Annotated in this window: 24 protein-coding genes; 13 read left to right on the plus strand and 11 right to left on the minus strand. The window is 70.3% G+C overall.

All coding sequences use genetic code 11. The annotated features are described in order from the left end of the window. Positions 1 to 34 precede the first annotated feature (34 nt). On the plus strand, positions 35 to 583 hold the full coding sequence (locus tag NK718_RS14735) for a peroxidase-related enzyme (RefSeq protein ID WP_254743815.1): 549 nt from the start codon (positions 35 to 37) through the stop codon (positions 581 to 583). A 232-nt stretch (positions 584 to 815) separates the two neighbouring features. Continuing rightward, positions 816 to 1,352: an RNA 2',3'-cyclic phosphodiesterase gene (thpR, locus tag NK718_RS14740; RefSeq protein ID WP_254743725.1), complete on the plus strand. Its 537-nt coding sequence runs from the start codon at positions 816 to 818 to the stop codon at positions 1,350 to 1,352. A gap of 33 nt (positions 1,353 to 1,385) precedes the next feature. Here the strand turns inward: thpR and NK718_RS14745 are convergent, their stop codons facing one another. Further along, positions 1,386 to 2,360 carry an NADPH:quinone oxidoreductase family protein gene (locus tag NK718_RS14745; RefSeq protein ID WP_254743817.1) on the minus strand — a complete coding sequence of 325 codons (975 nt, stop codon included), beginning with the start codon at positions 2,358 to 2,360 and terminating at the stop codon, positions 1,386 to 1,388. Next, complete coding sequence (locus NK718_RS14750) at positions 2,360 to 2,926, minus strand: sigma-70 family RNA polymerase sigma factor (protein WP_254743728.1); 567 nt, start codon at positions 2,924 to 2,926, stop codon at positions 2,360 to 2,362. Before NK718_RS14750 ends, NK718_RS14745 begins: the two co-directional genes overlap by 1 nt. 227 nt (positions 2,927 to 3,153) lie before the next feature. Between NK718_RS14750 and NK718_RS14755 the strand changes: the two genes are divergently transcribed. The 3 genes from NK718_RS14755 (at position 3,154) to NK718_RS14765 (ending at position 5,680) form a co-directional block, all read left to right on the plus strand. Next, complete coding sequence (locus NK718_RS14755) at positions 3,154 to 3,846, plus strand: invasion associated locus B family protein (RefSeq protein WP_254743730.1); 693 nt, start codon at positions 3,154 to 3,156, stop codon at positions 3,844 to 3,846. Between the two features lie 103 nt (positions 3,847 to 3,949). Then, positions 3,950 to 5,200: a dual-specificity RNA methyltransferase RlmN gene (gene rlmN / locus NK718_RS14760; protein WP_371877297.1), complete on the plus strand. Its 1,251-nt coding sequence runs from the start codon at positions 3,950 to 3,952 to the stop codon at positions 5,198 to 5,200. 3 nt (positions 5,201 to 5,203) lie between these two features. Beyond that, positions 5,204 to 5,680, plus strand: coding sequence for a hypothetical protein (locus NK718_RS14765; protein WP_254743734.1), 477 nt, complete (start codon positions 5,204 to 5,206; stop codon positions 5,678 to 5,680). Between the two features lie 40 nt (positions 5,681 to 5,720). Here the strand turns inward: NK718_RS14765 and NK718_RS14770 are convergent, their stop codons facing one another. Continuing rightward, entirely contained in the window at positions 5,721 to 7,631 is a 1,911-nt protein-coding gene (locus NK718_RS14770; RefSeq protein WP_254743736.1) for a propionyl-CoA synthetase, read from the minus strand. Between the two features lie 213 nt (positions 7,632 to 7,844). Here NK718_RS14770 and NK718_RS14775 point away from each other — a divergent pair, with 213 nt between their 5' ends. Both NK718_RS14775 and NK718_RS14780 read left to right on the plus strand, forming a co-directional pair. Then, entirely contained in the window at positions 7,845 to 8,618 is a 774-nt protein-coding gene (locus tag NK718_RS14775; protein WP_371877294.1) for a sulfite exporter TauE/SafE family protein, read from the plus strand. 65 nt (positions 8,619 to 8,683) lie between these two features. Then, on the plus strand, positions 8,684 to 10,312 hold the full coding sequence (locus NK718_RS14780) for an acyl-CoA synthetase (RefSeq protein WP_254743739.1): 1,629 nt from the start codon (positions 8,684 to 8,686) through the stop codon (positions 10,310 to 10,312). A 65-nt stretch (positions 10,313 to 10,377) separates the two neighbouring features. Here NK718_RS14780 and NK718_RS14785 read toward each other — a convergent pair whose 3' ends face one another. Continuing rightward, positions 10,378 to 10,566 carry a YdcH family protein gene (locus tag NK718_RS14785; protein WP_254743741.1) on the minus strand — a complete coding sequence of 63 codons (189 nt, stop codon included), beginning with the start codon at positions 10,564 to 10,566 and terminating at the stop codon, positions 10,378 to 10,380. 234 nt (positions 10,567 to 10,800) lie between these two features. On the opposite strand from NK718_RS14785, the gene NK718_RS14790 reads away from it, so the two are divergent. Then, positions 10,801 to 11,019, plus strand: coding sequence for a YdcH family protein (locus NK718_RS14790; protein ID WP_254743743.1), 219 nt, complete (start codon positions 10,801 to 10,803; stop codon positions 11,017 to 11,019). Positions 11,020 to 11,034: 15 nt separating this feature from the next. Here NK718_RS14790 and NK718_RS14795 read toward each other — a convergent pair whose 3' ends face one another. Next, complete coding sequence (locus tag NK718_RS14795) at positions 11,035 to 11,622, minus strand: GGDEF domain-containing protein (protein ID WP_254743745.1); 588 nt, start codon at positions 11,620 to 11,622, stop codon at positions 11,035 to 11,037. A gap of 133 nt (positions 11,623 to 11,755) precedes the next feature. On the opposite strand from NK718_RS14795, the gene purE reads away from it, so the two are divergent. The 5 genes from purE to NK718_RS14820 all read left to right on the plus strand — a co-directional run bounded on the left by purE (position 11,756) and on the right by NK718_RS14820 (position 15,360). Further along, positions 11,756 to 12,253 carry a 5-(carboxyamino)imidazole ribonucleotide mutase gene (purE, locus tag NK718_RS14800; protein ID WP_254743747.1) on the plus strand — a complete coding sequence of 166 codons (498 nt, stop codon included), beginning with the start codon at positions 11,756 to 11,758 and terminating at the stop codon, positions 12,251 to 12,253. Between the two features lies 1 nt (position 12,254). Next, on the plus strand, positions 12,255 to 13,328 hold the full coding sequence (locus NK718_RS14805) for a 5-(carboxyamino)imidazole ribonucleotide synthase (protein WP_254743749.1): 1,074 nt from the start codon (positions 12,255 to 12,257) through the stop codon (positions 13,326 to 13,328). 156 nt (positions 13,329 to 13,484) lie between these two features. After that, positions 13,485 to 13,721 (plus strand): 30S ribosomal protein S21, encoded by a 237-nt coding sequence (gene rpsU / locus NK718_RS14810; RefSeq protein ID WP_254743751.1) that lies wholly within the window; start codon positions 13,485 to 13,487, stop codon positions 13,719 to 13,721. 123 nt (positions 13,722 to 13,844) lie between these two features. Next, complete coding sequence (locus NK718_RS14815; protein ID WP_254743753.1) at positions 13,845 to 14,762, plus strand: tetratricopeptide repeat protein; 918 nt, start codon at positions 13,845 to 13,847, stop codon at positions 14,760 to 14,762. 163 nt (positions 14,763 to 14,925) lie between these two features. Next, a complete protein-coding gene (locus tag NK718_RS14820; RefSeq protein ID WP_254743755.1) occupies positions 14,926 to 15,360 on the plus strand; it encodes a VOC family protein in 435 nt (144 codons plus the stop codon). 75 nt (positions 15,361 to 15,435) lie between these two features. Here NK718_RS14820 and NK718_RS14825 read toward each other — a convergent pair whose 3' ends face one another. From NK718_RS14825 to ccmA, 6 genes are all read right to left on the minus strand, one after another. Next, a complete protein-coding gene (locus NK718_RS14825; RefSeq protein ID WP_254743757.1) occupies positions 15,436 to 16,839 on the minus strand; it encodes an NAD(P)(+) transhydrogenase (Re/Si-specific) subunit beta in 1,404 nt (467 codons plus the stop codon). 3 nt (positions 16,840 to 16,842) lie between these two features. Next, positions 16,843 to 17,292, minus strand: coding sequence for an NAD(P) transhydrogenase subunit alpha part 2 (locus tag NK718_RS14830; protein ID WP_254743759.1), 450 nt, complete (start codon positions 17,290 to 17,292; stop codon positions 16,843 to 16,845). A gap of 12 nt (positions 17,293 to 17,304) precedes the next feature. Beyond that, on the minus strand, positions 17,305 to 18,459 hold the full coding sequence (locus NK718_RS14835) for a Re/Si-specific NAD(P)(+) transhydrogenase subunit alpha (protein WP_254743761.1): 1,155 nt from the start codon (positions 18,457 to 18,459) through the stop codon (positions 17,305 to 17,307). 73 nt (positions 18,460 to 18,532) lie between these two features. Continuing rightward, on the minus strand, positions 18,533 to 18,682 hold the full coding sequence (locus NK718_RS14840) for an aa3-type cytochrome c oxidase subunit IV (RefSeq protein ID WP_254743763.1): 150 nt from the start codon (positions 18,680 to 18,682) through the stop codon (positions 18,533 to 18,535). A gap of 94 nt (positions 18,683 to 18,776) precedes the next feature. Further along, positions 18,777 to 19,445 carry a heme exporter protein CcmB gene (gene ccmB, locus NK718_RS14845; RefSeq protein ID WP_254743765.1) on the minus strand — a complete coding sequence of 223 codons (669 nt, stop codon included), beginning with the start codon at positions 19,443 to 19,445 and terminating at the stop codon, positions 18,777 to 18,779. Next, complete coding sequence (gene ccmA, locus NK718_RS14850) at positions 19,442 to 20,047, minus strand: heme ABC exporter ATP-binding protein CcmA (RefSeq protein WP_254743767.1); 606 nt, start codon at positions 20,045 to 20,047, stop codon at positions 19,442 to 19,444. Before ccmA ends, ccmB begins: the two co-directional genes overlap by 4 nt. Positions 20,048 to 20,195: the final 148 nt, after the last annotated feature.

The raw sequence follows: 20,195 nt of genomic DNA on the forward strand, positions 1-20,195 counted from the left end.
GGAAAAACCCGCGCCCCAGGACAATCACCGCCCCATGGCGCTCGCGCTGGATTTGGCCGAGCTGTCGCCCGCGATGCGCGATTATTTCGCCAAGTGCGAGGAGAAGATCGGCTTCGTGCCCAACGTGCTGCGCGCCTACGCGCACGACAACGCCAAGCTCGAGGCCTTCGCCGCCTTTTACAACGACCTGATGCTCGCGCCCTCCGGCCTTTCCAAGCTGGAGCGCGAGATGATCGCCGTCGCGGTGTCGGCCGAGAACCGGTGCTTCTACTGCCTCACCGCGCACGGCGCGGCCGTCCGCCAGCTCTCCGGCGATCCGCAGCTGGGCGAACTGATGGTGATGAACTGGCGCGCCGCCGAGTTGTCGCAGCGCCATGTCGCCATGCTCGCCTTCGCGACCAAGGTGACCCGCGCCTCCCACGAGATCGTCGAGGCCGACCGCGCCGCCCTGCGCCAGGCCGGGTTCTCGGACCGCGACATCTGGGACATCGCCGCCGTCGCCGCCTTCTTCAACATGTCGAACCGCATGGCTTCCGCCGTCGACATGCGCCCCAACGCCGAATACGCCGCCCAGGCGCGCTGAAGGCGACCCGGACGGTCCGCGACCGTACACGGCTCTTGCATCGGGTTGTCCGCGCGGTGGAAAGCAACCCGCCGGCGCAACTCCGCGGAGCGCGGCGGGGTTGAGAATCACGGCGGGCGCGGGCAGATTCGACCCGACCGCAACGGTCGAGGCTCCGTTTGGAGCCCTCGATTTCGGTTTTCCGGGGCCGGACGGCGTTAGCCGCCTCGCCCGAAACCAAGGGGACAGCGCCATGCTCCGTCTCTTCACCGGTCTCGAAGTTCCCCAGGATGTCGCCGCATCGTTGTCGATCATGAAGGGCGGTCTCGCGGGCGCGCGCTGGATCGACGAGACGAATTATCACGTGACTCTGCGCTTCATGGGCGACATCGACGAATCGGCGGCTCGCGACGTGTGGTCCCTGCTGGGCGACATTCGCCGCCGCCGCCCGCTGACGCTGACCATCGAGGGGCTCGACGTGTTCGGCGGCGACAAGCCGCGCGCCCTGGTGGCCAGGATCGCGCCCACCCCGGCTCTGGTGGAGCTGCAGGCCGAGCAGGAGCGCCTGGTGCGCCGCATCGGCCTGCCGCCCGACAAGCGCAAGTTCACGCCACATGTCACGCTGGCGCGCCTGCGCGACACCTCGCCCTGGCACGCCGCCGACTTCCTCTCCGCCCGCGGCCGCTTCCCCACCCGCAGCTTCACCGCCGACCGCTTCGTGCTGTTCTCCTCGCGCGCCTCGGTCGGCGGCGGCCCCTACGTCGTCGAGGCGGCCTACCCGCTGGTGTAGCGAGACGTTCGCGGGCGGCCGACCCGGGCCGCGTTACATCCGCACCAGCACCTTGCCGGTCGCCTTGCGGTCGGCGATGAGGCGGATGGCTCTGCCGGTCTCCTCGAGGGGAAACACGGCGGACTCGGCCGTGGCGATGCGGCCCTCGCCGGCCCAGGCGAGCAGCTTTGCGACGTTGGCGGCGTTGGCCTCGGGCTCCTTCTCCGTGAACGCACCCCAGAACACGCCCTGCACGTCGCAGCCCTTGAGCAGGACGAGGTTGAGCGGCAGCTTCGGGATCTCGCCCGCCGCGAAGCCGACCACCAGAAACCTACCCTTCCACGCGATCGAGCGCAGCGCGGCCTCGGCCAGCGCGCCGCCCACGGGATCGTAGATCACGTCCACGCCCGCGCCGCCGGTCAGGCGCCGCAGGCCTTCCTTGAGGTCGCCGGCGGCGTAGTCGAGCAGGTCGTCGGCGCCATGGCGGCGCGCGACCTCCAGCTTCTCCGGCGATGAGGCGCAGGCGATGACGCGCGCGCCCATCAGCTTGCCGATCTCCACCGCCGCGATGCCGACGCCGCCCGCCGCGCCGAGCACGGCCAACGTCTCCTCCGGCCGCAGCCGCGCCCGGTCCGCCAGCGCGTGGAGCGTGGTGCCGTAGGTGACCGAGAGCCCGGCGGCAGCCTCGTCCGACAGCCCGTCCGGGATGCGCGCCAGCCTGTCCACGGCGACCGACAGCTTTTCGCGGCAGGCGCCCCAGCCGGCGAATCCGGCGACCCGCGCGCCCAGCCAGTCCGGACGCACTCCCTTCCCGAGCGCGACGACCCGGCCGGCGAACTCGGCGCCCGGCGAAAACGGCAGGTCGGGCTTGAACTGGTATCGGTTCTCGATGATCAGCGTGTCGAAGAAATTGAGCGCCGCCACCGCGATGGCGACGACGACCTCGCCCGGGCCCGGCGTCGGCTCCGGCAGCTCCGCGACGACCAGGCTCTCCGGCGGCCCGAACTCCTTGCACAAAACGGCGCGCATCATCCCGCCTCGACCACTCCATCGGCTTCCAGCAATCGCCGCAGCCGCGTGAAGGCGAGCCTGATGCGCGACTTCACGGTTCCCAGCGGCAAGTTTTCGCGCTCGGCGATCTCGGTGTGCGACAGGCCGCTGTAGAAGGCGAGGCGCACCAGCTCGAGCTGCTCGGCCGGCAGGCTCCCGAGCGCCCGCCGCAGGCGGTCTTCGCGCCGGGCCGCGTCGAGCGCGCCGTCGGTGTCGGGGTCCTCGCCGATCTCCATCGCCTCGTCGAGCGGATCGAGGAACTCGATGCGGGCCCGGCGCAGACTGTCGATGCGGCGATTGCGGGCGATTCGGTAGAGCCAGGTGGGCACGGAGGAGCGGGTGGGGTCGAACTGGTCGGCCTTGCGCCACAGCGTGACCATGACCTCCTGGGTCAGTTCCTCGGCCTGCGTCGGCTGCGAGCCGAGCCGCTGCAGATAGGAATTGAGACGCGGCGCGAAATGGTCGAACAGGCGGACGAAGGCTTCCCGGTCGCGCCGTTGCGCGACCGCGGCCACGAGCGCCGCCAGTTCAGCGTGGGACGTCAATCGGCAGTCCTCAAATCCATGCTTCGCCCGTCCCCCGCGAACATCACCCGGGGCGAACGCCAGATCTGGGGGAGACCGCACCGTCCCCGCCATGCTCGCACGATTGCAGCCCGGACGGAACCGAAAGCGCCACATTCAGGGAAATTTTACCATATTCGATGTGTCTGGTCAGAACGGCGTTTCCAAGCCGGAATCGCGCCCCCGCGCGCCGGAGTCAGAGTAAACCGATGACTTGCTCCCTTTCGTCCTCCTTCCTGGCCAGCGCCGCCGGCCTGACCCTGGCCCTCGCCGTCGCCGTCGGCCCCGCCGCCGCGCAGAACACCACGAAGCCGCCCGCCACGCCGGCCAAGCCTGCGACGGCGACGAAGCCCGGCACCCCCGCCAAGCCGGCGGCGACACCGGCCAAGCCCGCCGCCGCGGCCAAACCGCCGGCCGGAGCCAAGCCCGCGGCGGCCGCCAAGCCGTCCGCGCCGGGCGGCGGCCAGCCGATGCTGCTGGAGAAGTTCGGCGACTGGGGCGCGTACGCGTCCGACACCGCCAAGGGCAAGGTCTGCTACGCGCTCGCCCAGCCGAAGGATCGCGCCCCGGCCACGCTGAAGCGCGACGCCGGCTATCTCTTCATCTCCACCCGGCCGGCGGAGGGCGTGCGCAACGAGGTCAGCTTCGTGCTCGGCTTCCCCGCCAAGGACGGCGGCGAAGGGTCGGCCAGCTTCGGCGCGCAGCACTTCGCCATCGTCACCAAGGGCTCGGCCGCCTGGGTGAAGAACGCGGCCGAGGACGCCGCCTTCGTGGAGGCGATGCGCCGCGCGCAGAGCCTGACGGTGAAGGTGTCGTCGGTGCGTGGCAACGAGTCGACCGACCGCTATTCGCTGGCCGGCGCCACGCAGGCGCTGGACCGCGTGCGCAAGGAATGCCCCTGAGCGCGCATTCGTCCCGGAGGGTGATTCCGGCGCCCGCCATAGGCGCGCCACGGTTGTCGTGCTATGGAGCGCGCCACAGGAACCACGCTCCATGCCTTCGCCCATGACAGACGCCCTCGCGGCGCGCGCTCCGGCTGCGTCGCCGTCCATTCCTCCCGCCGGGGTCGAGACCGCCGGCCCCGTGTCGCTGGTCGGCGTCACCCGCCAGGGACTCGCCGAGGCGCTGCGCGGCGTCGGCGTGCCCGAGCGCGAGGTGCGCATGCGGGTCGGCCAGCTGTGGCACTGGATCTACCATCGCGGCGCCGCCTCGTTCGACGACATGACCAATGTCGGCAAAGGCTTGCGCGCCGAGCTGGCTCGCCGGTTCACGCTCGACCGACCGCAGGTCGTGTCCGAACAGGTCTCGCGCGACGGCACGCGCAAGTGGCTGATCCGCATGGCCTCGACGGGCCCCCATGATCGCGGGGCGGAGATCGAGGCGGTCTACATCCCGGAGGCGGACCGCGGCACGCTGTGCGTGTCGTCCCAGGTGGGCTGCACCCTCAACTGCTCGTTCTGCCACACCGGCACGCAGAAGCTGGTGCGCAACCTGACCACGGCCGAGATCGTGGCGCAGCTCATGGTGGCGCGCGACCGGGTGGGCGACTGGCCCGGCGCGTCCCGCCCCACCGACGGCCTGATCCCCGACGCCGAGCGGGCTGTCTCGAACGTCGTGCTGATGGGCATGGGCGAGCCGCTCTACAATTTCGAGAACGTCCGCGACGCCATGGAGGTGGTGTCCGACGGCGAGGGCCTGTCGCTCTCCAGGCGGCGCATCACGCTTTCGACCTCGGGCGTGGTGCCGATGATCCCGCGCGCCGGCGAGGAGATCGGCTCGATGCTGGCGATCAGCCTGCACGCGGTGCGCGACGATTTGCGCAACGAGCTGGTGCCGCTGAACAAGAAATACCCGATCGCCGAGCTGCTGGAGGCTTGCCGGTCCTACCCCGGGCTGTCCAACGCGCGCCGCATCACGTTTGAGTACGTGATGCTGAAGGGTGTCAACGACAGCCTCGCCGACGCGCGCGAGCTGGTCCGCCTGCTCAAGGGCATCCCGGCCAAGATCAACCTCATCCCGTTCAACCCGTGGCCCGGCACGCGCTACGAGTGCTCGGACTGGGAGCGCATCGAGTCGTTCTCGGAGGTGGTGTTTCGCGCCGGCTACGCCTCGCCGGTCCGCACGCCGCGCGGCCGCGACATCCTGGCCGCCTGCGGCCAGCTCAAGAGCGAGACCGAGAAGCTGCGCGCCCGCGCCCGCATGATGGCGGAGAGCGGCATCGGCCCCGAAGGCCTGTTCCTCGGCTCGGAGGCCTGACCCTTGCGCCGCCTGTTCGTCATCCTCGTCGGGCTGGCGGCCTCGATCGCGGCGGGGGTCGTGTTCCTCGTCGTGGCCGGTCTTTTCGTCCCCGCGACGCGCGAGCTGGCGGCGGATTTCTCGCTGGGCGGGATGCTCGCCCTTTTCGCCGCGCTGGTCAGTTCTGATGCCCCCGACCGGGTTTGGTCGGCCGTCGCGCTCGCGTTCTGGACGGTCGCCACCGCCCTTGTGGTGCTGCCGCCGGTGCTCGCCGCGATCATCGGCGAGGTGGCGGGACTGCGCTCGTTCGTCTGGTACTCCGGCGCGGCGGGGCTGCTCACCGCCGCCATCGCCTGGCTGGGCCACGCGGCCTCCCACGGCCCCGACAGCGCCGAGACGAAGCTGCTGCTGCTGCTGTTCCTGACCGGCGCGGTCGCCGGCTGGGTCTACTGGGCCATCGCCGGCAAGATGGCCGGCGCCGCCAGGTCGCCGGCCGCCTGAGCGGCCGCGAGCCCGCCGGCCCGCCTCACACGCGCGGGGGTCAGACCCCCTTCTGGTGCAGCGCCTCGGCGATCTCGTCGAGCACCGCCGGATCGTCGATGGTGGCGGGCATCGACCAGCTGTCGCCGTCGGCGATCTTCTTCATCGTGCCGCGCAGGATCTTGCCCGAGCGCGTCTTGGGCAGGCGGTTGACGGTGATCGCGATCTTGAACGCCGCGACCGGGCCGATCTTGTCGCGGACGAGCTGCACGATCTCCTTCTCGATCTCCAGCGGCGAGCGGTTGACGCCGCTCTTCAGCACCACGAAGCCGCAGGGCTGCTCGCCCTTGAGCGAATCCTTGATGCCGATCACCGCGCATTCCGCCACGTCCGGGTGCGAGGACAGCACCTCCTCCATGCCGCCGGTCGAGAGGCGGTGGCCGGCGACGTTGATGATGTCGTCGGTGCGGCCCATGATGAACAGGTAGCCGTCCTCGTCGACGAAGCCGGCGTCGGAGGTGGTGTAGTAGCCGGGATAGGCGGCGAGATAGCTCTCGCGGAAGCGGTCGTCGGCGTGCCACAGCGTCGGCAGCGCGCCCGGCGGCAGCGGCAGCTTGATGACGATCGAACCCATCGTGTTCGGCCCCACCGGCTTGCCGCCCTCGTCGACGATCTGCACGTCGTAGCCCGGCATCGGCACGGTCGGCGATCCGTGCTTCACCGGCAGCGCGCCCAGCCCGAGCGGATTGCCGACGATGGCCCAGCCGGTCTCGGTCTGCCACCAGTGGTCGATGACCGGCGTGCCGAGGATGTCCTCGGCCCACTGCACGGTGTCAGGGTCGGCTCGTTCGCCCGCCAGGAACAGCGCGCGGAAGCGGCTCAGGTCGTAGCGCTTCAGGTGCTCGGCCTTCGGATCCTCCTTCTTGATGGCCCGGAAGGCGGTCGGCGCGGTGAACAGGATGGAGACGCCGTGCTCGGAGATGACGCGCCAGAACGCGCCGGGGTCCGGCGTGCCGACCGGCTTGCCCTCGTAGACCACGGTGGCGCAGCCGACCAGCAGCGGCGCATAGACGATATAGCTGTGGCCGACCACCCAGCCGACGTCGGAAGCGGCCCAGAACACCTCGCCGGGCCGCGCGCCGTACAGATTCCCCATCGACCAGGCCAGCGCGACCATGTGGCCGCCGTTGTCGCGCACCACGCCCTTGGGCTTGCCGGTGGTGCCGGACGTGTACAGCACGTAGAGCGGATCGGTCGCCGCCACCTCGACGCAGGGCGCGGCGCGGCCGGCGGCTTTGGCGTCGGCGACGCGCGTCGCCCAGTCATGGTCGCGGCCCTCGACCATGGTGGCCTGCGCCTGCTTGCGCTGCAGCAGCAGCACGGACTGGGGCGGCGCGGCGGACAGCGAGATCGCCTCGTCGAGCAGCGGCTTGTAGGTCACGATCCGGTTCGGCTCGATGCCGCAGGAGGCGGTGAGGATCAGCTTGGGGGCGGCGTCGTCGATGCGTGTCGCCAGCTCCTTGGCGGCGAAGCCGCCGAACACCACGGAGTGAATCGCGCCGATGCGGGCGCAGGCCAGCATGGCGAGCACCGCTTCCGGGATCATCGGCATGTAGACGATGACGCGGTCGCCCTTTACGACTCCGAGCTCCTGGAGCACGGCGGCCAGCGTCTCGACCTCGCCCTTCAGCTCGGCGAAGGTGAGCGTGCGCTTGTCGCCGGTGACGGGGCTGTCGTAGATCAGCGCCGGCTGCGCGCCGCGGGTGGCGACATGGCGGTCGACGGCGTTCCAGCAGGTGTTGCAGGTGGCGTCGGGGAACCAGCGGCCATAGGGCCCGGCCCCGGGGTCGAACACCGCGTCGGGGGCCTTGATCCAGTCGATCGCCCGCGACGCCTCCCGCCAGAACGCCTGCGGGTCCGCCTTCCAGCGCGCGTAGGTGTCGCCGTAGCGGCTTGCATTCCCTGGGGTCATGTCGCTCTCCCTCGACAACGCTGTTCGCACGCCGCCGCGTCGGCGGGGCGGTTTGCCATCAGGTATCACCCGCGCCCCGACCCGTCAGGAGCGACTTTCGATGTTCGCCCTTCGTCGACCCCGCTCGGCCGGGGGAAGCCATGCAAGAACGCGGCTTGAACGCCGGCGCGAGGGGCCGCAAATTCGCGGCCCCGCCTCTGGATCGACTCCCCCGTGTTTCCTCTGATCTCCGAACCGTTCTTCTATCTCGTCGCCGTGCCGGCGGTCGTGCTGATGGGCCTGTCCAAGGGCGGGTTCTCCGGCCTCGGCCTGCTCAGCATGTCGATGCTCTCGCTGGCCGTCTCCCCGGTCAAGGCCGCCGCCATCATGCTGCCGATCCTCATCGTGCAGGACATGGTCAGCGTGTGGGCCTACCGGCGCACCTTCGACAAGCGGCTGCTGGCCATCATGCTGCCGGGCACGATCCTCGGCATCGGCTTCGGCTGGCTGATCGCCGCGCAGGTGTCGGAGGCGGTGGTGCGGCTCATCGTCGGCCTCATCTCGGTGGTCTTCGTCGCCATGTTCTGGCGTCGCCGGCCGCTGAAGACGGAGCCGGCGCCTGTCCCGGGCAAGCCCGCGCCCGGCGTGTTCTGGGGCGCGGTGGCGGGCTACACGAGCTTCGTCGCCCACGCCGGCGGGCCGCCGTTCCAGGTCTACGTGATGCCCCTGCGCCTGTCGCCGGCGCTCTACGCGGGCACGAACACCATGTTCTTCGCCGCCACCAACGCGCTGAAAACGGTGCCCTATCTGGCGCTGGGGCAATTCTCGCCGGAAAACCTCGCCTCATCGGCGGCGCTGTTCCCGATCGCCATCGTGGCGACGCTCGGCGGCGTCTGGCTGATCCAGCGTATCGACGCGACGCGCTTCTACATGGTGGTGTACGGACTGACGCTGCTGGTCGGCCTCGGCCTCGTCACCGACGCGGTGCGCGAGCTGCTGCACGGCTGACCCGGCGAGAGCATTGAAGGGCGCGAGCCGGAGCGCTAGCGTCCGCCCTCGAGGGAGGCTCCGCCATGGCTCGTTCGTCGTACGACACTGATCTCGACAAGAATCCCGCGAACTACCAGCCGCTAACGCCGCTGACCTTCCTCGAGCGCGCCGCGGACGTCTATCCGGACCGGGTCGCCATCGTTCACGGCGCGCTGCGGCGCACCTATCGCGAGTTCCATGCCCGGGCTCGCCGGCTCGCCTCGGCGCTGGAGGCGCTGGGCGTGGGGGAGGGCGACACCGTGGCGGTGATGCTGGGCAACACGCCCGCCATGCTGGAGTGCCACTACGGCGTGCCGATGACCGGCGCCGTGCTCAACACGCTGAACACGCGGCTCGACCCGGCGATCCTCGCTTTCTCCCTCGATCACGGCGAGGCCAAGGTCGTCATCGCCGACCGCGAGTTCAGTCGGGTGATGGCGCAGGCCCTCGCCGCGGCGAAGGTGAAGCCCGTGGTGGTGGACTACGACGACCCCGAATATGCCGGGCCGGGCGAGCGCATCGGCTCCATGGAGTACGAGGCGCTGCTGGCCTCGGGAACGGAGGACCATGTCCGCCGCTTCCCCCGCGACGAGTGGGACGCCATCGCGCTCAACTACACGTCGGGGACGACGGGCAACCCCAAGGGCGTGGTCTACCACCACCGCGGCGCGGCGCTGCTGGCGACGGGCAACATCGTCACCTGCGGCATGGGCAAGCACCCCGTCTATCTGTGGACGCTGCCGATGTTCCACTGCAACGGCTGGTGCTTCCCGTGGTCCATCTCGGCGGTGGCCGGCACGCATGTGTGCCTGCGCCAGGTGCGCGCCCGCGCCATCTTCGACGCCATCGCCGACCACGGGGTGACGCATCTGTGCGGCGCACCGATCATCATGTCGACGCTGCTGAACGCGCCCGAGGCCGAGAAGCGGATGCTGCCGCGCGTTGTCGAGTTCTTCACGGCGGCCGCCCCTCCGCCCGAGGCCGTGCTCGCGGAAATGAAGGCGGCGGGCTTCAACGTCACGCATCTCTACGGGCTCACCGAAACCTACGGCCCCTCGGTCGTGAACGACTGGAACGCCGACTGGGACGCGCTCGACAGCGCCGGGCAGGCCGCCAAGAAGGCCCGCCAGGGCGTGCGCTACCTCGCGCTCGACGGGCTCGACGTGCTCGACCCCGCGACGATGCGGCCCGTGCCCGCCGACGGCGAGACGCTCGGCGAGGTGATGATGCGCGGCAACGTGGTGATGAAGGGCTATCTGAAGAACCCCGGCGCGACCCGCGAGGCGTTCGCCGGGGGCTGGTTCCACTCCGGCGACCTCGGCGTGAAGCATCCGGATGGCTATATCCAGCTCAAGGACCGCTCGAAGGACATCATCATCTCGGGCGGGGAGAACATCTCCTCCATCGAGGTGGAGGACGCGCTATTCAAGCACCCGGCCGTTCAGGCGGCGGCAGTGGTCGCCAAGCCGGACGAGAAATGGGGCGAGACGCCGTGCGCCTTCGTCGAACTGAAGCCGGGGCACGCGGCGACGGCCGACGAACTGGCCGCCTGGTGCCGTCAGCACCTCGCCGGCTTCAAGTGCCCCCGCCATTTCGTGTTCGCCGAGCTGCCCAAGACCTCGACGGGCAAGATCCAGAAGTTCCGGCTGCGCGAGATGGCGCTCGCCGTCTGACCGGCGTCACAAAAAAGGCCGCCGCGTCGCCGCGGCGGCCGGATGTCACCGGGAATCGAGCCGCCTCAATGAAGCGTGGGCTGGCTCATGTCTTGTCGCAGTCTCTCGATCTCGTCCTTCAATTGGAGCTTGCGTCTTTTCAGTTCGGCAAGCCTGAAATCGTCACCCGCGGGGCGAATAGTCTCGGATTCAATCTCCTTTTCGAGCGCCTGATGCTTCCGCTCGAGCTCTGCAAGATGGGACTGTAAGGCCATGCAAAACCTCCCATTGGTTGCTTGCGAAACCATCCTGCCACAGGCCGGCCGGGGACGAAACCCCTTCTTGCGTGCATCGCGCCCTCTCTCCACCGTCGCGCTCGCGACTGAGCGCGTGGAGGTTCAGGGGCTTGCGCGGACGACCGAGACAGCTTGCCGCATCCCGGCGGCGCGGCCATAGTGACGGGGTTGGACGGCCGGTCGCGCCGCCCTTTATGCAGTGCAGCACCCGCGATGACGAACACACCGAGCGAACCGCAGGACGAACAGCTGATGTCCGAGCTGGCGATGCTGCGGGAGGAGCACCGCGATCTGGATTCGGCGATCAACGCCCTCGAAGGCATCACCGCCGCCGATCAGTTGCAGATCCAGCGGCTGAAGAAGCGAAAGCTCTGGCTGAAGGACAGGATCATCGCGCTGTCCGACCAGCTGACGCCCGACATCATCGCCTGAGCGGCGCGCGCGAAATCAGACAGCGAGCGCCTTGCGGCTGCGCTTGGCGGCGTAGAGGTCGCGATCGGCGGCCTCCATGGCCTCTTCCGGCGCGCGGTTCGGCAGGATCGGCGCGACGCCGGCCGTGACCTCGACCGGGATGATCTGGCCGCCCCAGCTGGCCGGCGCCTCGCGCACGCGGCGTTGGAGGTTGTCGGCCAGGCGTCGCGCGCCCTCCGGCTGGGCGTGCATCAGGATCAGCGCGAACTCGTCGCCGCCGAGCCGGGCGACGATGTCGGACGCGCGCACCGTCCGGTTCAGCACGTTGGCGACCTGGGCCAGCACGGCGTCGCCGGCGGGGTGTCCGTAGGTGTCGTTGACCTGCTTGAAGCTGTCGACGTCGAGCAGCACCAGCGTCGCGGGTTCCTCGTAGCGCGTCGCGTAGGCTGCGCAGCGCGCCAGCTCCTGGCGGAACCCGCGGCGGTTGAGGACGCGCGTCAGCTCGTCGATGTAGACCAGCCTCTCGAGCTCGCGAATGCGCGCCTCGGCGTCGCGCAGGGACTGGCTCAGGCGGGCGATGATCTGGTCGGAAGAAACGACCGCGTCCGAGGGGAAGTCGCTCAAATCGGCTCCGGAAAGACCTAAAGTATGGAATCTTAAACACGCGCGGCGGGCGCTTGCGCCTCAAAGGCCGGCCTCTATACTCCGCGCCCTCAATTTAAGGTCGCGCGCGGGGCGCGTCAAACGGAGGCACCGAATGGCCGCGGCGGGCAGACCAGTCGCCATCATCATGGGCAGCCAGTCGGACTGGGACACGATGCGCCACGCCGCCGAGACGCTGGACGCGCTGGCCATCGGCCACGAGGCGCTGATCGTCTCCGCGCACCGCACGCCCGACCGGCTGGTCGCCTTTGCCAAGGGGGCCAAGGCCCAAGGGTTCAAGGTGGTCATCGCCGGCGCGGGCGGCGCCGCGCACCTGCCCGGCATGGCGGCGTCCATGACCAGCCTGCCCGTGCTGGGCGTGCCCGTGCAGTCCAAGGCGCTGTCGGGACAGGACAGCCTGCTCTCCATCGTACAGATGCCGGCCGGCATCCCGGTCGGCACGCTGGCCATCGGCCGGGCCGGCGCGGTCAACGCGGCCCTGCTGGCCGCCGCCATCCTCGGCGTGTCCGACGACGACGTCGCGGCGAGGCTGGACGAGTACCGCGCCCGGCAGACCGCCTCGGTGGCCGAGCGGCCGAGCGACGAGGCCTGACATGCTGAAGCCCGGCGACCGCATCGGCATTCTCGGGGGTGGACAGCTGGCGCGCATGCTGGCGCTGGCCGCCGCTCCGCTCGGGCTCGACTGTCACGTCTATTGCCCGGACGAAGCGAGCCCCGCCTTCCAGGTGGCGGCGCGCAGCACCGTGGCCGCCTATGACGACGAGGCGGCGCTGGCCGCCTTCGCGGCCGACGTCGCGGTCGTCACCTACGAGTTTGAGAATGTGCCGGCCGCCACGGCGGCCTTCCTGTCGGCTCGCGTCCCGGTGTTGCCGGGCCCAAACGCGCTCGCCACCACGCAGGACCGGCTGGCCGAGAAGGACTTCGTCAACGCCATCGGCCTTTCGACGCCCGCCTATCGTGCCGTCGACAGCCTCGCCGACCTGGAGCGCGCGGCGGCGGAGCTGGGCCGCCCGAGCGTGCTGAAGACCCGGCGCTTTGGCTATGACGGCAAGGGCCAGGCGATGGTGAGGCCCGGCGTCGATCTCGCAGAGGCGTGGAACGCCATCGGCATGCAGCCGGCGATCCTGGAGGCCTTCGTTCCGTTCGAGCGCGAGGTCTCGGTCGTCGCGGCGCGCGGCGCGGACGGCACGGTCGCCGCCTTCGACGTGTGCGAGAACGTGCATCGCCACCACATCCTGGCGCTCACGACGGTGCCGGCCGCGCTCGGGCCGGAGGCGTCGCGCGTCGCCGTCGAGCACGCCGCCCGCATCGCGACGAAGCTCGACTACGTGGGTGTGCTCGCCGTCGAGATGTTCGCGCTCGCAGAGGACGGGCGCGAGCGCATTCTCGTCAACGAGATCGCGCCGCGGGTCCACAATTCCGGCCACTGGACCATCGAGGGGGCCGAGACGTCGCAGTTCGAGCAGCACGTGCGCGCAATTGCCGGATGGCCGCTCGGCTCGCCGGCACGGCTCGGCCGAATCGAGATGCGCAACCTCGTCGGCGACGAGGCGGCGGGCTGGCTCGACATGCTGCGCGACGGCCACGCCCATCTGCACCTCTACGGCAAGGCGGAGGCGCGGGCCGGCCGCAAGATGGGCCATGTCACGCGCGTGCTGCGCGGCTGATGCCGCCGGCGGCGCTCCCTCAGCGCGAGCCGCGCATTTTTTGCGGGCGGCAAGTGGACACCGGCGCCGCTTTCTGCTATCGCACCGGCTCTTGGCGCAGCGCCCCGCTCGGACGCCCCGCCTCATCGCTTTCACTCAAGATACGGGAAAGACCGCGTGCAGGTTCTCGTTCGTGACAACAACGTCGATCAGGCCCTCAAGGCTCTCAAGAAGAAGATGCAGCGCGAAGGCATCTTCCGCGAGATGAAGCTGCGCGGGCATTACGAGAAGCCGTCCGAGAAGCGGGCCCGCGAGAAGGCCGAGGCCGTCCGCCGCGCGCGCAAGCTGGCCCGCAAGCGCGCCCAGCGCGAGGGTCTGCTGCCCGCTCCCAAGCCGAAGGTCGCCGCGCGCTGAGCGCGCCGGGGTTCGCCCCGCTTCAGACGCCCGACAGGCGCCCCGACCGACGGTCGCTGGGCGCCTGAACGTTTGGAACAGGCCGCGCCCCCGTGTGGCCGCAGATCCAGGTGGACCGATCCGATGCGCCGCCGTTCTCCCGCTCCCGCGTCCCCCGATCGCCATGACGCCGCCTTGCGGGGCGGCCGCCGCGCCGCCGCAGCCCTGGCGTTGCTGGCCGTGGCCGGCCTGCTCTCCGCCTGCGACTCGTTCGGCGGGCGAACCGGCGTCAACGCGGGGGCCGGCGTGGCCGAGATCGTCGAGGACAAGTCCGGCGCCCAGGCCGTCAACATTGCGTCGCTGAGCGAGGTCATCAAGGCCAACCCCTCAGACGCCAACGCCTACAACACGCGCGGCGCGGCCTATGCTCGCATCGGGCGGTTCAGCGACGCCATCGCGGACTTCTCGCGCGCCGTCGAGATCAATCCCAACTACGCGGCGGCGTATACCAACCGCGCGCTGGCGCTGCGCCAGATCAACCGCAACGACCAGGCGCTGGCCGACTTCAACCGCGCCATCCAGGCCAATTCCAACTACGGCCCGGCCTATCTCGGCCGCGCCAACCTGCTGCGGTCGCAGGGCAATTTCGACCAGGCCTTCGTCGACCTGTCGGCCGCCATCAAGCTCAGCCCCGAATCGGCGCAGGGCTACCACGCGCGCGGACTGATCTATCAGCGTCAGGGCCAGCACCAGCAGGCGATCAACGATTTCGACGCGGCCATCGACCGCGACCCGTTCGCCGGCGCGCCCTACATGGCCCGCGCGCAGAGCCTCGTCGTGGTCGGCAAGTACGACCAGGCCATCGAGGACTACAACGCCGCGCTTAACGTCGACAATCGCAACGCGGACGGCTGGGCCGGGCTGGGCGTCGCCTACGAGCGCAAGGGCGACCGCGCCAAGGCGCAGGAAAATTACCAGCGCGCGCTCACCATCGACCAGAACAACGCGGTGGCCAAGCAGGGCCTCGCCCGCCTCGGCGGCGGCGGCCGGAACATCTTCTGACGCCGCCCCGCGGCGGCGGCCGTCGCGCCGTCGCCCAATGCTCCTGACAATCCTCACTGCCAGCACGGACGCGCCGTGCGGCCCGCGCGATCGCGTGCGCCCGCGTTGACCCCGCCCGCGTCGCCGCCCATCATCCCGCCCGCGGGGAGAGGGGACGAGCGCGATGAAGCTGCGGACGGGCGAGCCGTGGATGCCGGCCGACGCCTATGGCCGGTCGCTGACCGGCCTCTCCGTCAATCTGCTGGTGCGCGACATGGCGCGCGCGCTGCAATTCGCCCGCGAGGTGCTGGACGCCACGCTGGTCTACGGCGACGCCGATTTCGCGGTGCTGCGGCGCGGGGCGGCGGAGTGGATGCTGCACGCCGACCACACCTATCGCGATCACCCCCTGCACGGCAGCCTCGCCGCCGGCGACGCGCGCGGCGTGGGGGCCGAACTGCGGCTGCACGGCCGCGACCCCGACGCCGCCGAGGCGGCGGCGCGCGCCCTTGGCTTCGTCGTCATGGCCGGGAGCATGGACAAGCCGCACGGGCTGCGCGAATGCCACATCGTCGACGACGAGGGCTATGTGTGGGTGCCCGACACGCCGTCCCGCTGACGTCCGGCGCGCGCCTGAAACGGCGACGGCCGGCGCGAGCCCGGCCGTCGGTCGATCGGTTGGAGAAGAGTCCGCTCAGTGGGCGAGGGACTTGTTGATCTCGTCGACCATCTTCTTGGCGTCGGCGAACAGCATCAGCGTGTTGTCCTTGAAGAACAGCTCGTTCTCGACTCCGGCGTAGCCGGAGCCCATGCCACGCTTCACGAACAGCACCGTCTTGGCCTTCTCGACGTCGAGAATCGGCATGCCGAAGATCGGCGAGGTCGGGTCCGTCTTGGCGGCCGGGTTGGTGACGTCGTTGGCGCCGATGACGAAGGCGACGTCCGTCTGCCCGAACTCGGAGTTGATGTCCTCCAGCTCGAACACCTCGTCGTAGGGCACGTTGGCCTCGGCCAGCAGCACGTTCATGTGGCCCGGCATGCGGCCCGCCACCGGGTGGATGGCGTACTTGACCTCGACGCCGTCCTTCTTGAGCAGGTCGGCCATCTCGCGCAGCGCATGCTGGGCCTGCGCCACCGCCATGCCGTAGCCCGGCACGATGATCACCTTGGAGGCGTTCTTCATCATGAAGGCGGCGTCTTCGGCCGAACCCTGCTTGATCGGCCGGGCCTCCTTCTCGCCGGCGCCGGCCGCCGCGGTCTCGCCGCCGAAGCCGCCGAGAATGACCGAGATGAAGCTGCGGTTCATGCCCTTGCACATGATGTAGGACAGGATCGCGCCCGAGGAGCCGACCAGCGCGCCGGTGATGATCAGCGCCAGGTTGCCCAGCGTGAAGCCGATGCCCGCCGCCGCCCAGCCGGAGTAGGAGTTGAGCATCGACACGACGACCGGCATGTCCGCCCCGCCGATCGGCACGATGATCAGAACGCCGAGCGCGAAGCTGCCGAGCACGATCAGCCAGAACAGCCCGTGGCTCTCCGTGGTGACGAAGAGCGCGATGGCCAGCACCAGCGCCGCGCCCAGCGCCGCATTGATGACGTGGCGCTGCGGCAGCAGGATCGGCTTGCCGCTCATCCGCCCGTCGAGCTTGAGGAAGGCGATGACGGAGCCGGTAAAGGTGACCGCGCCGATGGCCACGCCCAGCGCCATCTCCACCAGGCTGGAGGCGTGGATCTGGCCGGGCGCGCCGATGCCGAAGGCCTGCGGCGCGTACAGCGCGCCGGCCGCCACCAGAACGGCCGCGAGGCCAACCAGCGAATGGAAGAAGGCGACGAGCTGCGGCATCGCCGTCATCGGGATGCGCCGGGCGACCACCGCGCCGCCGCCGCCGCCGATGGCGAGGCCGACGATCACCAGCAGCCAGCCCATCACCCCCGACGGGGGCGAAACGAGCAGCGTGGTGACCATGGCGATGCCCATGCCCACCATGCCGAAGAGATTGCCCTGGCGGCTGGACGCCGGCGACGACAGGCCGCGCAGCGCCAGGATGAAGAGGACGCCCGAAACCAGGTAGAGAAGGGCTGCGAGATTGGCGCTCATGGCTCAGCCCTTCTTCTTGTACATGCCGAGCATGCGCTGGGTGACGAGGAAGCCGCCGAAGATGTTCACGCTGGCGAGGATCAGCGCGAAGAAGCCGAGCACCCGCGCCCAGAGCGGGCCGTCCTGCCCGACCGCGCCGGCGTCGACGCCCACCGCCAGCAGCGCGCCGACCACGATCACCGAGGAGATCGCGTTGGTCACCGACATCAGCGGCGTGTGCAGGGCCGGCGTCACCGACCACACCACGTAGTAGCCGACGAACACCGCCAGCACGAAGATGGCGAGGCGGAACACGAAGGGGTCGATGGCCCCGCCGGTGACCGCGTGCGCCGCCGCGCCCGCTCCCGTGGCGATCTGGTCGGCATAGGCCTGCGCCGAGTCGGCGGCGTCGCGCGCCAGCCGCGCGGCCGCCTGGGCCTTCTCGAGGAGCTGCTGGGGCGTTTCGTTGGCCATTCTCGTCTCCCCTCAGGCCGCGGGCGCGGCGGGCTTGGGCTGGAAGCTCGGGTGCGTCACGGCGCCGTCCCGCGTCAGGTTGGTCGCCTTCACCAGCTCGTCGTCCCAGTTGACCGCCAGCGTCTTGGCCGACTTGTCGATCATCGTCTCGAGGAAATTGAAGAGGTTGCGGGCGTAGAGGCCCGACGCCGTCGCCGCCAGGCGGCCGGGGACGTTGAGGTGGCCGACGATCTTCACGCCGTTGGCGGTCGTCACGACCTTGCCGGGCTTGACGCCGGCGACGTTGCCGCCGCGCTCCACCGCGAGATCGACCAGCACCGAGCCGGGGCGCATCGAGGCGACCATGTCCTCCGACACCAGCCGGGGCGCGGGGCGGCCGGGGATCAGCGCGGTGGTGATGACGATGTCCTGCTTGGCGATGTGCGAGGCGACCAGCGCGGCCTGCTTGGCCTGGTACTCCTTCGACATCTCCTTGGCGTAGCCGCCGGCCGTCTCCGCCTGCTTGAACTCGTCGTCCTCGACGGCGACGAACTTGGCGCCGAGCGATTCCACCTGCTCCTTGGTGGCCGGGCGGACGTCGGTGGCGGTGACGACCGCGCCGAGGCGGCGGGCCGTGGCGATCGCCTGCAGGCCGGCGACGCCGACGCCCATCACGAAGATGCGGGCGGCGGGCACCGTGCCGGCGGCGGTCATCATCATCGGCAACGCGCGGCCGTACTCCGCCGCGCCGTCGACCACCGCCCGGTAGCCGGCGAGGTTGGCCTGCGATGAGAGAACGTCCATCACCTGGGCGCGGGTGATGCGCGGCATCAGCTCCATGGCGAAGGAGGAGACGCCGGCCTCGGCCATCGCCTTCAGCGCGGCGTCCGCGCCGTAGGGGTCCATGATCGCCAGCACCAGCGCGCCGCGCTTCGTCGCCTTGAGTTCGGCGGCGTTCGGGCGGCGCACCTTCAGCACCACGTCGGCGTCGGCCAGCGCCGTCGCGGCGTCGGCGGCGATCGTCGCGCCGGCGGCCTCGTACTCGGCGTCGGTGACGCCCGACTTCAGCCCGGCCCCGGCCTGGACCACCAGCGTCGCGCCCAGCGCCGCCAGCTTCTTCACGGTCTCAGGCGTCGCCGCGACGCGGCTTTCCTGCGCTTCGCTCTCGGTGATGACGGCTATGCGCATCGGGCGCTCCCCGGAATGAGAAGGCGCCAGAGTTCGCGCCTGTCAGACGTGAATCAATTTCAGCGCGACTGTGTCAAAGAAGGAAGATCGCCATCAGGATGAGGACGACGATGACAGCGCCCGTGCCCCACTTGGCGAACGAGACGAAGGCGCGGTAGGTGCGCTCGTGTTCCGCGTAATCCATCGCGGGATGTCCGCCCTGCGCCAAGCCGTGATCCGCCATGTTGTGGGTTCCCTGTGTACGACGAAGGTTCATGAAGCGCATAACGCAAGCCGCAAGTCCGCGCAATCGGTGCTTCCGCCCGAGCTTGGCGGCCTCAGGCGGTCGCGGCGCGCAGCGCGGCGGCGGCGCCCAGCGTGCCCACCGCCATCGCCATCAGGCTCAGGGCGCATAAAACCAGAAAGGGTGTCATGAAAGGCACGGTGCCGCCGCTTGCGGCGTTGGCGGCCGACACGCCGAAGATGAGCACCGGCACCATCAGCGGCAGCACCAGGATGGAGAGCACTAGCCCGCCGCGGCGCAGGCTGGCGGTGAGCGCCGCGCCGGTCGCGCCGATGAAGGTCAGGGCGGGCGTGCCGACCAGCAGCGTCACGGCCATGCCGCCCATCGCCTCGGGGGTCAGCGCCAGCAGCAGGCCCAGGAACGGGGCGGCCAGGGCGAGCGGCAGGCCGGTGGCGAGCCAGTGGGCCGCGGCCTTGACGAGCACGATCGCCTCCAGCGGCGTGCGCGACATCATCAGCAGGTCGAGCGAGCCGTCCTCGGCGTCGGCCTGGAACAGACGGTCGAGGCCGAGCAACGTCGCCAGGGCGGCGGCGATCCACAGGATGGCCGGGCCGATGCGCGACAGCAGGTTGAGGTCGGGGCCGACGGCGAACGGCACGACGGTGACCAGCATCAGGAAGAAGACGAGCCCCATCGCGCCGCCGCCGCCGATGCGCGCGGCGAGCCTCAGCTCGCGCAGGAGGAGGGCGCGCAGCGCGCTCATGTCGGTTCTCCCAGCCGAAGCGTGCGCGCCGCCTCGAAGCCGAGCGGCACGTGCGTCGCCGCGATCACCAGCCCGTCCGAGGCGAGGTGCGCGGCGACGAGGCCGGCGAACACCTCCTGCGAGGCGGCGTCGAGCGCCGAGGTCGGCTCGTCGAGCAGCCACACCGGGCGGCGCGACACCAGCAGGCGGGCGAGCGCGAGCCGCCGCCGCTGCCCCGCCGAGAGATAGGCGCAGGGCAGGTCGGCGGCGTGGTCGAGCGACATGCGGTCGAGCGCCTCGTCGGGCGTCATGGCCGGCTCGCCCAGCATGGCCTGCCAGAAGGCGAGGCTCTCGAGGGGCGTCAGCGCCGGCTTGAGGGCGTCGCGGTGGCCGACATAGTGCGCCAGCTCCGGCAGCGTGAGGTCGTCGCCCGTCCCGTCGACGGCGATCCGCCCGGCCGCCGGCTGCAGCAGGCCTGCCAGGATCTGCAGCAGGCTGGACTTGCCCGCGCCGTTGCGCCCGGTGAGCGCCAGCGCCTCGCCGCCGCCGAGCTCGAACGACAGGCCGGAGAAGACGAAACGCCCGGAGCGCTGGCAATCGAGGTCGGCCACAGTCAGGCGCATCGGGCGAAACATCACCTTCGGGGAGCTACTTTCGTTCGTGTAGCGGCTTCGCCCGAAATTATCTATAAGGCGCTTCGGCTGCGCCGAGCGCTTTATCCAGCGCGGGGATCCGGGCACTCCCGGGGCGGCGCGCGTGTTCACGCATTCC

This window comes from Alsobacter ponti (assembly GCF_024294805.1).
Taxonomy (GTDB): Bacteria; Pseudomonadota; Alphaproteobacteria; order Rhizobiales; family Beijerinckiaceae; genus Alsobacter; species Alsobacter ponti.

Coding starts and splice junctions, on each gene's coding strand:
- NK718_RS14735 (WP_254743815.1), top strand. CDS start 35: ATGGCGCTCGCGCTGGATTTGGCCGAGCTGTCGCCCGCGATGCGCGAT.
- thpR (WP_254743725.1), top strand. CDS start 816: ATGCTCCGTCTCTTCACCGGTCTCGAAGTTCCCCAGGATGTCGCCGCA.
- NK718_RS14745 (WP_254743817.1), bottom strand. CDS start 2,360: ATGCGCGCCGTTTTGTGCAAGGAGTTCGGGCCGCCGGAGAGCCTGGTC.
- NK718_RS14755 (WP_254743730.1), top strand. CDS start 3,154: ATGACTTGCTCCCTTTCGTCCTCCTTCCTGGCCAGCGCCGCCGGCCTG.
- rlmN (WP_371877297.1), top strand. CDS start 3,950: ATGACAGACGCCCTCGCGGCGCGCGCTCCGGCTGCGTCGCCGTCCATT.
- NK718_RS14770 (WP_254743736.1), bottom strand. CDS start 7,631: ATGACCCCAGGGAATGCAAGCCGCTACGGCGACACCTACGCGCGCTGG.
- NK718_RS14780 (WP_254743739.1), top strand. CDS start 8,684: ATGGCTCGTTCGTCGTACGACACTGATCTCGACAAGAATCCCGCGAAC.
- NK718_RS14785 (WP_254743741.1), bottom strand. CDS start 10,566: ATGGCCTTACAGTCCCATCTTGCAGAGCTCGAGCGGAAGCATCAGGCG.
- NK718_RS14790 (WP_254743743.1), top strand. CDS start 10,801: ATGACGAACACACCGAGCGAACCGCAGGACGAACAGCTGATGTCCGAG.
- purE (WP_254743747.1), top strand. CDS start 11,756: ATGGCCGCGGCGGGCAGACCAGTCGCCATCATCATGGGCAGCCAGTCG.
- NK718_RS14805 (WP_254743749.1), top strand. CDS start 12,255: ATGCTGAAGCCCGGCGACCGCATCGGCATTCTCGGGGGTGGACAGCTG.
- NK718_RS14815 (WP_254743753.1), top strand. CDS start 13,845: ATGCGCCGCCGTTCTCCCGCTCCCGCGTCCCCCGATCGCCATGACGCC.
- NK718_RS14820 (WP_254743755.1), top strand. CDS start 14,926: ATGAAGCTGCGGACGGGCGAGCCGTGGATGCCGGCCGACGCCTATGGC.
- NK718_RS14825 (WP_254743757.1), bottom strand. CDS start 16,839: ATGAGCGCCAATCTCGCAGCCCTTCTCTACCTGGTTTCGGGCGTCCTC.
- NK718_RS14830 (WP_254743759.1), bottom strand. CDS start 17,292: ATGGCCAACGAAACGCCCCAGCAGCTCCTCGAGAAGGCCCAGGCGGCC.
- NK718_RS14835 (WP_254743761.1), bottom strand. CDS start 18,459: ATGCGCATAGCCGTCATCACCGAGAGCGAAGCGCAGGAAAGCCGCGTC.
- NK718_RS14840 (WP_254743763.1), bottom strand. CDS start 18,682: ATGGCGGATCACGGCTTGGCGCAGGGCGGACATCCCGCGATGGATTAC.
- ccmB (WP_254743765.1), bottom strand. CDS start 19,445: ATGAGCGCGCTGCGCGCCCTCCTCCTGCGCGAGCTGAGGCTCGCCGCG.
- ccmA (WP_254743767.1), bottom strand. CDS start 20,047: ATGCGCCTGACTGTGGCCGACCTCGATTGCCAGCGCTCCGGGCGTTTC.